The organism is Bradyrhizobium sp. BR 10289, assembly GCF_019455385.1.
Taxonomy (GTDB): domain Bacteria; phylum Pseudomonadota; class Alphaproteobacteria; order Rhizobiales; family Xanthobacteraceae; genus Bradyrhizobium.
This window is the reverse complement of sequence record NZ_JACOFR010000020.1, coordinates 55,590-69,836: the sequence shown is the minus strand read 5'-3', so window position 1 is coordinate 69,836 and position 14,247 is coordinate 55,590. Positions and strand designations below refer to the sequence as shown.

The 14,247-nt window shown below is 63.9% G+C and carries 15 protein-coding genes; 10 read left to right on the top strand and 5 right to left on the bottom strand.

All coding sequences use genetic code 11. The features are described from left to right. Positions 1-25 precede the first annotated feature (25 nt). Both HYH08_RS27375 and HYH08_RS27370 read left to right on the top strand, forming a co-directional pair. Positions 26-775: a glycosyltransferase family 2 protein gene (locus HYH08_RS27375; protein WP_220012934.1), complete on the top strand. Its 750-nt coding sequence runs from the start codon at positions 26-28 to the stop codon at positions 773-775. Further along, on the top strand, positions 772-1,110 hold the full coding sequence (locus HYH08_RS27370; RefSeq protein ID WP_220012933.1) for a lipid-A-disaccharide synthase N-terminal domain-containing protein: 339 nt from the start codon (positions 772-774) through the stop codon (positions 1,108-1,110). Before HYH08_RS27375 ends, HYH08_RS27370 begins: the two co-directional genes overlap by 4 nt. Before the next feature lie 10 nt (positions 1,111-1,120). Here the strand turns inward: HYH08_RS27370 and HYH08_RS27365 are convergent, their stop codons facing one another. Together HYH08_RS27365 and metC are read right to left on the bottom strand one after the other, a co-directional pair. Continuing rightward, complete coding sequence (locus tag HYH08_RS27365) at positions 1,121-2,812, bottom strand: Na/Pi cotransporter family protein (protein WP_220012932.1); 1,692 nt, start codon at positions 2,810-2,812, stop codon at positions 1,121-1,123. 133 nt (positions 2,813-2,945) lie between these two features. Then, positions 2,946-4,130 carry a cystathionine beta-lyase gene (metC, locus tag HYH08_RS27360; RefSeq protein WP_220012931.1) on the bottom strand — a complete coding sequence of 395 codons (1,185 nt, stop codon included), beginning with the start codon at positions 4,128-4,130 and terminating at the stop codon, positions 2,946-2,948. A gap of 393 nt (positions 4,131-4,523) precedes the next feature. Between metC and HYH08_RS27355 the strand changes: the two genes are divergently transcribed. From HYH08_RS27355 to HYH08_RS27340, 4 genes are read left to right on the top strand one after another with little or no spacing between them, the layout of a single operon-like run. After that, positions 4,524-5,540 carry an amino acid ABC transporter substrate-binding protein gene (locus HYH08_RS27355; RefSeq protein ID WP_220012930.1) on the top strand — a complete coding sequence of 339 codons (1,017 nt, stop codon included), beginning with the start codon at positions 4,524-4,526 and terminating at the stop codon, positions 5,538-5,540. A gap of 26 nt (positions 5,541-5,566) precedes the next feature. Further along, a complete protein-coding gene (locus HYH08_RS27350) occupies positions 5,567-6,772 on the top strand; it encodes an amino acid ABC transporter permease (RefSeq protein WP_220012929.1) in 1,206 nt (401 codons plus the stop codon). Beyond that, a complete protein-coding gene (locus tag HYH08_RS27345) occupies positions 6,769-8,289 on the top strand; it encodes an amino acid ABC transporter permease (RefSeq protein ID WP_220012928.1) in 1,521 nt (506 codons plus the stop codon). Before HYH08_RS27350 ends, HYH08_RS27345 begins: the two co-directional genes overlap by 4 nt. Positions 8,290-8,300: 11 nt before the next feature. Next, a complete protein-coding gene (locus tag HYH08_RS27340; RefSeq protein ID WP_228748091.1) occupies positions 8,301-9,038 on the top strand; it encodes an amino acid ABC transporter ATP-binding protein in 738 nt (245 codons plus the stop codon). A gap of 44 nt (positions 9,039-9,082) precedes the next feature. On the opposite strand, the gene HYH08_RS27335 is transcribed toward HYH08_RS27340, so the two are convergent. Then, positions 9,083-10,117 (bottom strand): cysteine synthase A, encoded by a 1,035-nt coding sequence (locus tag HYH08_RS27335; RefSeq protein ID WP_220012927.1) that lies wholly within the window; start codon positions 10,115-10,117, stop codon positions 9,083-9,085. A 489-nt stretch (positions 10,118-10,606) separates the two neighbouring features. On the opposite strand from HYH08_RS27335, the gene HYH08_RS27330 reads away from it, so the two are divergent. The 4 genes from HYH08_RS27330 (at position 10,607) to HYH08_RS27315 (ending at position 12,773) form a co-directional block, all read left to right on the top strand. Further along, complete coding sequence (locus HYH08_RS27330; RefSeq protein WP_220013025.1) at positions 10,607-11,152, top strand: sigma-70 family RNA polymerase sigma factor; 546 nt, start codon at positions 10,607-10,609, stop codon at positions 11,150-11,152. Continuing rightward, positions 11,149-11,790: a ChrR family anti-sigma-E factor gene (locus tag HYH08_RS27325; protein ID WP_220012926.1), complete on the top strand. Its 642-nt coding sequence runs from the start codon at positions 11,149-11,151 to the stop codon at positions 11,788-11,790. The genes HYH08_RS27330 and HYH08_RS27325 overlap by 4 nt, the downstream gene beginning before the upstream one ends. Before the next feature lie 79 nt (positions 11,791-11,869). Then, positions 11,870-12,451, top strand: a complete 582-nt coding sequence (locus HYH08_RS27320; protein ID WP_220012925.1) for an RNA polymerase sigma factor — start codon at positions 11,870-11,872, stop codon at positions 12,449-12,451. 19 nt (positions 12,452-12,470) lie between these two features. Then, positions 12,471-12,773, top strand: coding sequence for a hypothetical protein (locus HYH08_RS27315; protein ID WP_220012924.1), 303 nt, complete (start codon positions 12,471-12,473; stop codon positions 12,771-12,773). Between the two features lie 48 nt (positions 12,774-12,821). Here the strand turns inward: HYH08_RS27315 and HYH08_RS27310 are convergent, their stop codons facing one another. Together HYH08_RS27310 and HYH08_RS27305 are read right to left on the bottom strand one after the other, a co-directional pair. Then, the gene (locus HYH08_RS27310) at positions 12,822-13,223 is read right to left on the bottom strand and encodes a DUF2177 family protein (RefSeq protein ID WP_220012923.1); all 402 of its coding nucleotides are present in this window, start codon (positions 13,221-13,223) and stop codon (positions 12,822-12,824) included. 137 nt (positions 13,224-13,360) lie between these two features. Continuing rightward, a complete protein-coding gene (locus HYH08_RS27305) occupies positions 13,361-14,155 on the bottom strand; it encodes a DUF1295 domain-containing protein (RefSeq protein ID WP_220012922.1) in 795 nt (264 codons plus the stop codon). Between the last annotated feature and the right edge of the window lie 92 nt (positions 14,156-14,247).

Below are 14,247 nucleotides of genomic sequence, written 5' to 3'. Positions count from 1 at the left end.
GCCCATTCCAACCACGAGCCTCGATTTGTCGTCACAGCCTTCGGTTTCCCAGCCCTCGGTTTCCATCGTCGTTCCCGTGCGCAACGAAGCCGACAACATCGCGCCGCTGATCGCGGAGATCGGCGCGGCGCTCGACGGCCGCTGGGACTACGAGATCATCTACGTCAATGACGGCTCGACCGACGCGACCGGCGAGCGGCTCGCCTCGATCATGCAGCAGCGCGCCAATCTGCGTCAGCTCCGTCATGCCCGGTCCGGCGGCCAGTCGGCTGCGGTGCGCAGCGGCGTGCGAGCCGCGCGCGGGGTGATCGTGGCGACGCTCGACGGCGACGGCCAGAACAACCCCGCCTTCCTGCCGGACCTGATCGCGGCGGTGGAAAAGGGAGCAGGGCGGGTCGGCCTTGCCGCGGGCCAGCGCGTCGGGCGCAAGGACACCGGCTTCAAGAAATTCCAGTCGCGCGTCGCGAACAAGGTCCGCAACGCGATCCTGAACGACGGCACGCGCGACACCGGCTGCGGCTTGAAGGCATTCCGGCGCGACGTGTTCCTGATGCTGCCTTATTTCGACGGGCTGCATCGCTTCCTGCCGGCGCTGGTGCGGCGGGAGGGCTTCGACATCGCCTATGTCGACGTGATCGACCGGCCGCGCCATTCCGGCGTGTCGAATTACGGCTTCTTCGACCGGCTGTGGATCGGGATCATGGATCTCGCCGGCGTGTGGTGGCTGATCCGCCGCAAGAGGCCCACACCAGACGTGACCGAGGTGAAGGCATGATCATCCAGTACGGCCAGGCGCTGAGCAACTATCTCTACGACGTCTTCGTTGCCAAGTTCGATTTCTGGCTCGCGTTCGGCCTCGTCGCGCAGCTGTTCTTCACCGCGCGCTTCCTGGTGCAGTGGATCGCGAGCGAGCGCGCCGGCAACAGCGTGGTGCCGATGGCGTTCTGGTTCTGCTCGATGGGCGGCGGTCTGATGACGCTGGTCTACGGCGTGGTCAAGCGCGAGCCGGTGATCATCCTCGGACAGGCGCTGGCGACGGTCATCTATGTCCGCAACATCATGCTGATCATCAAGAACCGCGGCCAAGCCTCGAAGACGCTGGAGCGATGAAGCGGCTCGATCAGCGCGGCAACGCGGACGCCGCGCCTGAGGCGGGCAGGGCGGTGGTCTCCGTCGCCGGCCTGCGATAGGGCTCGCCGGCCGCGTCCAATACGGGATAGGCGACCGAGCAGATGTGCGAATGGATGCGCCTGAGATCGCGCAGCACGTCGAGATGCAGCGAGGTGGTCTCGATGGTCTCGGGCCGGCCCTCGCGCAGGCGGTCGAGATGGCGCTCGACGGCGGCAAGCTCGGTGTTCTTCAGTGTGGTCTTCTCCACCAGCAGCTTGCGTGCCTCGTTGGCGTCGCCCGACATGAACACGCCGAAGGCGATCCGCAGCGATTCCATCGTGCGCTTGTGGAAGGCGGCGAGCTCCTCGGCGCCCTCGGCCGAGAACTGGAAGCGCCGCTTGATCTTCTTGGTGGCGAGCTCGCTCAGGCTCTTGTCGATGATGTCGCCGATATGCTCGAGGTTGATGGCGAAGGAGATGATCTCCATCGCGCGCCGCCCCTCGCTCTCGTCGAGGCTGCCGCGCATCAGCTTGGTCACGTAGAGCTTGACGGCCTCGTCGAGGCCGTCGACGACGTTGTCCATCTTCGTGACCTGGTCGACCAGCGCGCGGTCGTTCGTCATCATCGCCGTCATGACCCTGCGCAGCATGATCTCGACGTGATCGCCCATGCGCAACACCTCCCGGGCAGCGTCGGCGAGCGCCAATGACGGCGTCTCCAGCGCGGTCTCGTCGAGATAGCGCGGCCGGGCCGGATCGGTCTCCTGCACGCGGTCGGGCAGCAGGCGAGTCAACAGGCGCGACATGGTGTCGAGCAGGCCGATGAAGAGGATCGCCGTGACGGCATTGAAGGCGATGTGGAAGGCCGCCGTCATCCTGGCGAGGTCCGGCTGCCAGGCCTGCATGTGCTCGGCGATGACACTCAGGAACGGCAGCACCAGCGCGATGCCGATCACGCGGTTGGCGAGATTGCCGACCGGCAGGCGATAGCTTGCGGCATCGTCGCGCCTGGCACCCTCGAATACGGGATTGATGGCGCTGCCGAGATTGGCGCCGAGCACGAGGGCCAGCGCGGCGGCGGGCGTGACGAACTGCGAATAGGCCAGCGACATGATCAGCAGCACGCTGGCAACGCTCGAATGCACCGCCCAGGTAACCAGGGCGGCGATGACGATGCAGAGCACGGGATCGCCCGTGATCGCCGACATCATGACGCGCACGCCCGGCGCGTTCTCGGCAGGCGCCAGCGTATCGAGCAGGATGTGCAGCGACAGCAGCATCAAGCCAAGGCCGATCGAGATACGGCCGATGTCCTTGATGCGCGAGCGCGGGCCGGAGCGGAAGGCAACGAGCCCGAGCACGAACAGCACCGGCGCGACGGCTGCGATGTTGAACGACAGCGCCTGCACGATCAGCGTGGTGCCGACATTGGCTCCCAGCATGATGGCGAGCGCGGCGGTGAGGCTGACGAGACCTTCGGCGGCAAACGAGCTGGTGATCAGGGCGGTCGCCGTGCTGCTCTGGAGCAGCGCGGTGAGCCCGAGGCCGGCCGCGAACGCGCTCGCACGATTGCCGAGCGCCTTGCCGAGCAGGCGGCGCAAATCGGGGCCAAAGGCACGCAGGATACCGCTCTGGACCATATGGAGGCCCCACAGCAGCAGCGCGACGCCGCCCATCAGATCGAGCAGTACCAACGTTCCCATGCTCCGTGTCCGGATGAGAGTCGATTGGTGAGGCTAGCGCCATATGCTTGAGGTTCAAACCATTTCTTGGCGCAGCGGCGTTAACGTCTGCGTGCCTTGCTCGTTCCTGCGCCGCATTGCCTTGTGAGCAGGCTCACATTGCCGCTTTGAGGGCAGCGAAGCCGCGATCGAGATCGGCCTTGAGATCGTCGGTGCTCTCAAGCCCGATATGGAGTCGCAGCGTCGGGCCGCCCGGGGCCCATTTGGTCGCGGTGCGATAGGCGTCGCAGTCGAAGGGAATCGCAAGGCTCTCGAAGCCGCCCCAGGAAAAGCCCATGCCGAACAGCTTGAGCGTGTTGAGCATGGTGTCGACGGCGCTCTGCGGGGCCGGCTTCAGCACGATGCTGAACAGGCCCGAAGCGCCGGTGAAGTCGCGCTTCCAGATCGCGTGACCCGGATCGGTTTCGAGCCCCGGATGCAGCACGCGCGCGACCTCGGGTCTTGCGGCAAGCCAGCGTGCCATGTCGAGCCCGGAGCGATGATGCTGCGCGAGACGTACCGACAGCGTGCGCAGGCCGCGCAGCGCGAGGAAGACGTCATCAGGACCGGCGCAGACGCCGAGCAGGCGGATGCCTTCCGAGATTTGCGGCCAGGTCCTTGCGTTGGCCGAGATGGTGCCGAACATGATGTCGGAGTGGCCGCCGATATATTTGGTGGCGGCCTGCATGCTGATGTCGACGCCCTGCTCGAGCGAGCGATGATAGAGCGGCGTCGCCCAGGTGTTGTCGTCGATGACGAGCGCGCCCTTCGCATGCGCGACCTCGGCGATGGCGCGGATGTCGGGCATCTCGAACGATTGCGAGCCCGGTGCTTCCACCAGCACGGCGCGGGTATTCGGCTTGAACAGTTTGTCGATGCCGGCGCCAATCAGCGGATCGAAATAGGTGGTCTCGATGCCGAGGCGGGCAAGCATGCCGTTGCAGAAATTGCGCGAGGGCCGATAGACGTTGTCGCAGACCAGGAGATGATCGCCGGTCTTGAGCACCGAGAGCAGGGTGGTGGAAATCGCCGACAGCCCCGACGGCACGATGCCGACGCCGGCGCATTGCGGCCCCTCCAGCGCCATCAGCGTCTCCTGGAACGCCTTGGTGGTGGGGGAGCCGTGGCGGCCATAGGTGAACTCGCCGCGATGGGCGTGCAGGTCTTCGGCGGTCGGATACAGCACGGTCGAGCCGTGGAACACCGGCGGATTGACGAACCCCTTCTGTGCCTTGGTGTCGCGGCCGGAGGTGACCAGCCGGGTCTCGGCCTGCTGCGGGGTGGGGTGCGAGGAATCCATGCGCCTGCTTTCAAAACTCGTTTTCCGCAGGGGTATGGCGCCCCGCGGGTCGGCCGAACAGCCGCTGCCGTTAATAACAGAACACAGAAGAGTCCCGTCAACCCCTTGACCCGGCTCGCCAGTCGTTCTGTGATGCGCCGGTGCTATTCAGTCGCCGCATGTTGAGGGGCCTGCCGCGACCTTCGATCCATCGTCTGACCGGACCTTGCGTCACAGCCGTCATGGCGGGCGCCTGCGGCGGGGATTAGGTTATGGCCTCTCGGGATGGGCGGGTGTTCGGCAAGGTTCCAGCATGACTCTTGCAAGGCGGGTCCGAATAGGATTAGCCCCGGCAGAGACGATCCCAAAGACAACATTCCTGACCTTGAGACGATCTTGAAAGGCCTTCAGCCCATGAAACGCGTAACTTTGGCTCTCACTCTCGCACTCGCCGCCGGCCTGACTGCCCAAGCCGCCGATGCGCAAACGCTCAAGACCGTCAAGGACCGGGGCGTGCTGTCCTGCGGCGTCAGCCAGGGCCTGCCGGGTTTCTCCTCGCCTGACGACAAGGGCAACTGGACTGGCATCGACGTCGACGTCTGCCGCGCCATCGCGGCCGCGATCTTCAACGATCCGACCAAAGTCAAGTTCGTGCCGACCTCGGCCAAGGACCGTTTCACCGCGCTGCAATCCGGCGAGATCGACGTGCTCTCGCGCAACACCACCTGGACCATCTCGCGCGACACCTCGCTCGGCGCCAACTTCACCGGCGTGACCTATTATGACGGGCAGGGCTTCATGGTGAAGAAGTCGCTGAAGGTGAATTCCGCGCTGGAATTGAATAGCGCCTCGGTCTGCGTGCAGACAGGCACCACCACCGAGCAAAATCTGGCCGACTACTTCAAGGCCAACAACATGAAGTACGAGGTGATCGCGTTCGGCACCAATGACGAAACGGTCAAGGCCTATGAAGCCGGCCGCTGCGACGTCTTCACCACCGACCAGTCGGGCCTCTACGCCAATCGCCTGAAGCTCGCCAATCCCAACGACCACATGGTTCTCCCCGAGATCATCTCGAAGGAGCCGCTCGGCCCGATGGTACGCCATGGCGATGACCAGTGGTTCGACATCGTGAAATGGACGCTGTTCGCCCTCGTCACCACCGAAGAGCTCGGCATCACCTCCAAGAACGTCGACGAAAAGGCCAAGATGGAAAATCCGGAGCTGAAGCGCGTGCTCGGCTCCGACGGCAATTTCGGCGAACAGCTCGGCCTCACCAAGGACTGGGTGATCCGGATCGTGAAGGCGACTGGCAATTACGGCGAGGTGTTCGATCGCAATGTCGGCGCCGGCTCGCCGCTCGGCATCGCCCGTGGTCTCAACAATCTCTGGAACAAGGGCGGTCTCCAGTACGCGCCGCCGATCCGCTGATCGCGCCTGATCAACGGCTCGCGGCCATGAGCACCGAGGCTCGAAAACCGCCGGCCCAGATCGCGCTGAAGATCAGGCGCGTTCTGGGCGGCAAGACAGGCTGGAACGGTATCGTCGTCCAGTTTGTCTTCGCCGCGATCCTGGGATGGATCGGCTACGAGATCGTCTCCAACGCCCGCGCCAACCTCGAGAACCAGCACATTGCCGCCGGCTTCGGCTTCCTGCGGAACAATGCGGGCTTCGACGTCAACCAGACGCTGATCTCCTACACCGGCTCGGACACGTTCCTGCGCGTGTTCGTGGTCGGGCTTCTCAACACGCTCGTGGTCTCGGTGGTCGGCATCGTCTTCGCCACCGTGCTCGGCTTCGTCGTCGCGCTGTGCCGGCTGTCGCCGAACTGGCTCTTGTCGCGCATCGGCGAGATCTATGTCGAGATCATCCGCAACCTGCCGCTGCTGTTCCAGATCCTGTTCTGGTATCTCGCCGTGCTCGCGGCCCTGCCCAATCCGCGGCAGAGCATTTCGCTGCTCGGCATCGCCTTCATCAGCAATCGCGGCCTCGTCATTCCGCAGCCGATCGGCCAGGCCGGGCTGGATCCGTTCCTGCTGGTGCTGGGATTCGGCATCGTCGCGGTGCTGGCCCTGCGGATCTATGCGCGGCGGGCGCTGTTTCAACGCGGACAGATGATCCGCATCTGGCCCTACGTGCTGGGCCTGCTGTTCGGACTGCCGCTCGCGACGATGCTGCTGGTCGGTCTGCCCTTCACCTTCGAGCTGCCGCAGCTCAAGGGCTTCAACTTCGCCGGCGGCTCGCGGATCATTCCGGAATTCGTGGCGTTGACGCTGGCGCTGTCGACCTATACCGCGGCCTTCATCGCCGAGATCGTGCGCGCCGGCATCCTGTCGGTGCACAAGGGACAGATGGAGGCGGGCGCCTCGCTCGGCCTCAGCCGCGGCACCACGCTGCGCCTGATCGTGGTGCCGCAGGCCATGCGCGTGATCGTGCCGCCGCTGACCAACCAGTACCTCAACCTCACCAAGAACTCTTCGCTCGCGGTCGCGATCGGCTATCCGGACCTCGTGTCGGTCTGGGCCGGCACGTCGCTGAGCCAGACCGGACAGGCGATCGAGATCATTGCCATGACGATGGGCGTCTATCTCCTGATCTCGCTGCTCACCAGCGCGATCATGAGCGTCTACGGTTGGCGTGTCAGCCGGAGCCTTGGTGCATGACCGATATTGCCTCATCCGCTTACGTTCGTCAGGACCTGATCGCCGAGCGGCCGGCGCCGGTGAGGATGACGGGCTTCGTTGGCCTGATGCGCACGCGCCTGCTCAATTCGCCGACCAACATCCTGATCACCATCGTCAGCGCCCTGTTGCTCTGGTTCACCATCGTTCCATCCGTCAAATTCCTGTTCGTCGACGCGGTCTGGACCGGAACGGACCGCACGGCGTGCCTCCCCGAGAATGCCGGCTTTGCCGTCGGCGCTTGCTGGCCCTATATCCAGGCCAAGCTGCCGCAGCTGATCTACGGCTTCTATCCCGAGGCCGAACGCTGGCGGGTCGACCTCACATTCGTCCTGGCCACGGTCCTGCTGGTGCCCATGCTGGTTCCGCGCCTGCCGGCGAAGGCGCTCAACGCCAGCCTGTTCTTCTTCGCCTTTCCCGTGGTTGCGTTCTTCCTGCTGCATGGCGGCGGCATCACCGGGTTCGGCCTGAGCTGGACCGCCGGCCTGCTGCAATTGTTCGACGACAGCATCATCGGCGCCGGGCAGGTCCTGCTCAGCCTCAGCAAGACCTCGGCGATCGCGCCACTCTTGTGGGCGCTCGGCAGCCTCATCGTGCTAGTCGGAAAAGCGATCTCCTGGCTGATCTTTCCGCTGACCTGGCTGCGTGACCAGCTCGAGGGCTCGGGCCAGTCGGTCTGGAGCGATTTCGCCATCACGACCGTCGTCGTGTCCTTGATCGCCTTCGTCGTCGGGGGTGGCCTGCGCACCGGATGGCGCGCCCTGGCGTGGAGCATCGGCACATTCGCCGCCATCGCCCTCGTCATCAAGCTGATGGGGCTCGATCACGGCGGGCTCCCGGTCGTGCAGACGCGGCTCTGGGGCGGTCTTCTGGTGACGCTGGTGGTCTCCGTCGCCGGCATCGTCACCTCGTTGCCGATCGGCATTGCGCTGGCGCTCGGGCGCAGGTCCACCATTCCGCTGATCCGGATCTTCTCGATCGCCTTCATCGAGTTCTGGCGCGGCGTGCCGCTGATCACCGTGCTGTTCTTCGCGACCTATATGCTGCCGTTGTTCCTGCCGGGCAATTTCACGGTCGACGGCCTCGTCCGTGCACTGATCGGCATCGCGCTATTCACGGGGGCCTATCAGGCCGAGAACGTTCGCGGCGGCCTTGCCGCGATCCCGCGCGGGCAAGGTGAGGCCGCGGCGGCCCTCGGACTGTCCTGGTGGAAGACGACGTCCTTGATCGTGCTGCCGCAGGCGCTGCGCCACGTCATCCCGAACCTCGTCAACAGCTTCATCTCGCTGCTCAAGGACACCTCGCTGGTGTCGATCGTCGCGTTGTTCGACCTCCTGGGCTCGCTGCGCGCCTCGTTCGCCGATCCGAAATGGTCGGCGCCGTCGACCCTGTTCACCGGCTTCGCCTTTGCCGGTATCATCTATTTCCTGTTCTGCTTTGGAATGTCGCGCTACTCGCTGTTCGTCGAGCACCGTCTCAACGCCCACCGCCGCAACTGATCGAGCTCACCATGACCGACCCCATCGTCAAGATTACCGGCCTCAACAAATGGTACGGCGAGTTTCACGTGCTGCGCGACATCGACCTCGATGTCCACAAGGGCGAGCGCATCGTGATCTGCGGCCCTTCGGGCTCCGGCAAGTCGACGCTGATCCGCTGCATCAACGCGCTTGAGGAATTCCAGGAGGGCGAGATCGTCGTCGACGGGATCGAGCTCGGGCCGAACCTCAAGCATATCGACGCGGTGCGCCGCGAGGTCGGCATGGTGTTCCAGAGCTTCAACCTGTTCCCGCATCTCACGGTGCTGGACAATTGCACGCTGGCGCCGATCTGGGTGCGCAACATCCCCAAGAGGGATGCGGAAGCGACCGCGATGAAATTTCTGGAGCGGGTCAAAATCCCGCATCAGGCCAACAAGTTTCCAGGCCAGATGTCCGGCGGCCAACAGCAGCGCGTCGCGATCGCCCGCGCGCTGACCATGAACCCGAAGGTGATGCTGTTCGACGAGCCGACCTCGGCGCTCGACCCCGAGATGGTCAAGGAAGTGCTCGACACCATGGTCGACCTCGCCGAAGAAGGCATGACCATGCTGGTCGTCACCCACGAGATGGGCTTTGCCCGCGAGGTCGCCAACCGCGTCGTGTTCATGGACGCGGGCCAGATCATCGAGGCCAACACGCCGAATGAGTTCTTTGCGGCGCCCCAGCATGCGCGGACGAAGCTGTTCTTGAGCCAGATCTTGCGCTGACCGCAAGCGCTACACCTAACTCAACTGGCCGCGACCAATCCGCCTCAGACGAACGGCAGCTTGATGTTGCTGCGCTTCTCCAGCCATTCCGGTACCGGCAGGTTCTTGGCGCGCATGAAGTCGGCGTTGAACAGCTTTGACTGGTAGCGGCTGCCGGAATCGCAGAGCACGGTGACGATGGTCTTGCCGGGCCCGAGCTGCCTGGCGAGCCGCATCGCGCCCACGATGTTGATGCCGCTGGAGCCGCCGAGGCACAGGCCTTCGTGCTGGAGCAGCTCATAGATCACCGTCACGGCCTCGGCGTCGGGAATGAGATAGGCGTCATCGACCTTCGCGCTCTCGACGATGGCGGTGGCGCGGCCGAGCCCGATGCCCTCCGTGATCGAGCCGCCCGGCGTCGCCTTGGGGTCGCCTGTCCGGAAGTATTCGTACATGCCGGCGCCATGCGGATCGGCGCAGGCGATCCGGATGTCCTTGTTCTTCTCTTTCAGATAGCGGCTGGTGCCGGCGAGCGTGCCGCCGCTGCCGACCGAGCAAACGAAGCCGTCGATCTTGCCGCCGGTCTGCTGCCAGATCTCGGGGCCGGTCGAGTCGTAATGCGCCTTGGCATTGTCCAGATTGTTCCACTGGTCGGCGAACAGCACGCCGTTCGGCTCGGTCTTGCGCAGCTCGTCGGCGAGACGGCGGCCGACATGCTGGTAATTGTTCGGATTGGAGTAGGGCAGTGCCGGCGATTCCAGCAGCTCGGCGCCGCACAGTTTGAGAAAATCCTTCTTCTCCTGGCTCTGCGTCTCGGGGATGACGATCAGCGTGCGGTAGCCGCGCGCGCCGGCGACGACGGCAAGCCCGATGCCGGTGTTGCCGGCGGTTGCTTCCACCACCAGACCTCCCGGCTTGAGCTCGCCGCGCTTCTCGGCCTCCAAAATCATCCACTTGCCGGCGCGGTCCTTCACCGACTGGCCGGGATTCATGAACTCAGCCTTGCCCAGGATGGTGCAGCCGGTCAATTCCGAGGCGCGCTTGAGCTTGATCAGCGGGGTGTTGCCGATGGCTTCGACAACGTCGTTTCGAATGGTCATATCACTAAAAGTCGCTTGCGGTGGGTTTGATCCGGTTGGTCCGAACCTATTGTGCGGGAAGCGAAAGGGAAAGGCTTTTGCACTGCAGCGAGGCGAATTGAAGGATGCACTGATGCTCTGCGGCGGGCAGGGTCAATCAGGCGATATTGGCCTGCAATGGCGGTCTCCAAGAGACAAAGATAGCCCAATCCCGTCGCAATGAAGAATACGACCGTCGTTAGAAACAGCCGCCCCCTCATCACCGTTCAAAATTGCGATGGCAGCGGCGCAAAGTTGGCACCTTCGGAGGGACGGCAATTTATATGTAGCCGCTTCGGCGAGTGATCCATGGCCGTCTGACGAACGTTCATACCCCGATAAGCCGCTTGTCGAGCATGTATGGTCGCTGCTATCCGAGCTTTAACTGTGCCAATCACCGCCGCCAGGGCCGATATGCCCCGCGGGGGGGCACGGCCGTTGACGATTGCGAGCAAAAGGCTAAAGGCGAAGGTGGACTGGGCTGATTTGATCGGAAGCGTCGCATCCGAGGGCGACCGGGAGGCTTTCGAGCGTCTATTCGAGCACTTCGCGCCTCGCGTCAAGGGGCTGATGCTCAAGGCCGGGTGCAGCTTCGATGAGGCGGAAGAGATCGCTCAAAACACCATGATCGCCGTCTGGCGGAAGGCCCACCAATTTGATCCTGCGACCGCCGGCGCGCCTGCCTGGATCTTTACGATCGCGCGCAATCTGCGGATCGATTTGTTCCGACGCAAAGCGCGTGCGGAGCGCCTGGATACGGCAGCTGACCCGCCTGATGCACCGGATCAAACCGAGACGGCCGATATCCTGATTTCACGCGGGCAGGATGCGGCAAGGATCACCTCTGCGATCCAGCAACTCTCGCCAGAGCAATCCAGGGTGGTGGTGCTGTCATTCATCGAAGAAAGGCCACACCCGGAAATCGCGAGCGCATTGGGAATTCCGCTTGGAACAGTCAAGTCACGGATCAGGCTGGCGATGAACCGGCTGCGCGACATTTTGGACGAAGAAGCATGACGATCACCCATCATCCGCCGGAAGATCTTCTGGCCGATTTCGCGGCCGGCAGGCTGGAAGAGGCCCATAAGCTGGTCGTCGAGGTTCACGTGGCCAATTGCAGGCGCTGCGCGCGCTTCGTGCAGGCCATCGAGCAGCTTGCGGGCGCCGCGCTGGAGAATGTCGAGCCGGTGCCGATCGCACCGGACGCGTTCGACCGCGTGATGTCGCGCATTGACGAGGCTCCGAAGCGGGTAGCTACGCCTCCACTGGCGTCGAGCACGGACGATGATGTTCCGCCGGCCCTGCGAAAATATCGCATCGGCAGGCGCCGGCGGGTCGCGCCGGGTCTCAGCCTGCGACCGATCGAGCTGTCCGGCCCAGGCAAAGCGCGCGCCTTTCTGCTTCGCTCAGCGCCGGGATCGCGCATGCTCGAGCACACCCACACCGGCACCGAGCTGACCCTCGTCCTGGAAGGCAGCTTCAGCCATGAGGGCGGGCGCTTTGGCCCCGGGGATTTCGACTATGGCGACGATGAGATTGATCACCGTCCCATCGTCGGCGACGAAGGCCCATGCCTCTGCCTGGTCGCGATGACCGGCGACTTGCGCATGAACGGTTTGCTCGGCCGGCTGATCTCGCCGTTCGTGCGGCTCTGACCTGCTTCACCCTTCGCCTGCCAAGTGATCCGAGGCTGCGCCCCAAGCGTTTCGTAAGGAAACGCAAGGGAGACAGGACATGGCCTCCGGCCTGCCAATTCAGGTGCAGAGCGAGACGTTGCGCGGACTGCTCGCGCGTGTCTCCGCGGGCGAGACCCGTGCCTTCGCACAGCTCCATACGATGACGCGCGGCAGGCTGCGCAGGATTGCGCTGGCGGTGGGTGCCGCGCCGGACGACGTCGATGATATCCTCCAGGAAAGCTTCCTGAAGATCTGGCGCAACGCTGCCCGGTTCGATTGCGGTCGGGCATCGGCGATGACCTGGATGTCCGCGATCGTTCGGAACACCGCAATCGATCATCTGCGGGCAAGACGACAGCCGAGCGTCGAATTGGACGAGGCACTCGCGGTCCCGGCAGCGACGGCGCCGTCGCAGGCCGAGGAGTTCGACTATGCCAGCGCCGAACCCCTTGCCCGTGGAGCGTTAGCCCGCTTGCCGGAAGATCGCCGCAGGCTTGTCGCGCTGGCCTATCTCGAAGGCGAGAGCCGCGCGAGCCTGTCCCGGCGTTTCGGTGTGCCGGTCGGCACGATCAAGACTTGGCTGCATCGAACCATTCTGGCGGTACGCAAGGATTGCCTTGCCACGACGGCCGCAGCCTGAAGCCGGCGGGGACGCGGGCATGGACGCAGAGATCATCGAATTTCCCGAAGGCGGCCGGGAAAACCGGCTCGTCTCTTCGACCTCGAGGCTTGAAGCGATTGTGAGGGACGTCGAGCGTGCCGCGGCCGACCAGCCTGCAGCGGGTGTCGACCAGTTGCTGGCCATGATGGAGCGGATGGGCGATCAGCTGGTGGATCTCGCAAGCCTCATGCTCGACGAGGATGCACGGCTGCAGGCTCACGAGGCCTTCAGATCCTTGTCCAGCAAGATTGCGGAAACCAGAGACGCATTCGAGCAACTCGGAAGCCCTAAGGATATTTGACCTGACAATGCGTAGATGGAAATCAATTCCGCAGGCAAAGCCGAAGACTTAATGCGCTAACTTTTGCGCGACAAGAAAGCCGATCCAGGCACTGGCGCCGGCGAGAAACGATCCCCAGCAAACATCCGCAAGCGTCAATCCGGTCGACCAATTTCGCAGCGTCGCCTGATTGGTCAGATCGTAGGTCGCATAGGTGAAGCAGCCGAGCAGCAAGCCGGACGTGAAAGCGCGCAGCGCTCCACCATCTTGCTGTGCGGGCAGGACGGCAAACCAGATCAGGCCGATAGGATACAATAAATAGAACGCTGAGGCGGCGCCGAGGTTCGGCTGCGCCCGCAACATGTCGCCCAGCACCGGCCGGTAAAGCCTTTCAACCATGGTCGTGAGCCAGGCCATGTCGACGGCAACGAACGTCACGGCCACCGCAAGATAGGTCAGGAAAAGGTTCATGTCGGTGTTTCTCGTTGCTGTGCATTCGGCCTGCTGACCGGTTTGGCTGTCGGGTTAACGTCCCACACGCCGCGGCGGATCACAGCGGCAGCTTTCCACCGGGTGAGGAGCCCGCATCGTTCCGCCGAAACACCGGGTCATCGCGGCGGCCATGGGAAAAATGCGCTGGTCCGCGCCTGATATTGACGGTATCGGTCGCCGCGCGATTGCAGCATCTGCTCCTCGAGTGGCGGTATGCCGGTCACGTGGACCAATATCCAGTACATGATGGCTGGCGCCGCCAGGCTGGCCCATCCCCAGGCATATCCTGACGATAACGCGATGACTGGATACGCCAGCCAGCCCAGCCATTCGAAGAAATAGTTCGGATGACGCGACCAGCGCCAAAGGCCGACATCGCAGACAAGGCCGGCGTTGGACGGGCGACGCTTGAAGCGCCGCAACTGGCGGTCCGCCAAGGCCTCGCCTGCAATGGCAATGAGGATGATGACCATCCCGGCGTAGTCCAGCAATCGCAGTCCAGGCTCCGGCGCATGCGCCGCGAGGAAGACCGCGAATGGCAGCGGGACCGAAACCAGCGCCTGTGATTGCAGGAACAGGAACATCCGGCGGGGAGCGTCAGGGCCCCATTGGCGCGCATAATTCGCATATCTGGGATCGTCGATGCCGGCTGCGGAACGGCGCGCAATGTGCGTCCCGAGCCTCACCGACCAGAGCAGCACGAGCGCTGCGACGAGTCCCCGACGGGCCGGGGAACCGTCGTCAAGTGGCCACAACGCAGCGGCCGCGCTCACGAGCCCGGTCGCGTAGGACCAGATTGCGTCGACCCAGCCGGAATTACCCGTGCGCTGCTGAACGACCCAGGCGAGGCCCATCAAAACGCTGAGGGCCAGCCCAATGCAGACTATGGCTTGAGCGTGCAGGAGAATCATACCCTCACCAAAAGTGACCTCTGTCGATACGCTCATCTGAGGACCGGGTTTCGCTATGGCGCCTCGATTCGGCGAGCAGATGTGATCCGAGC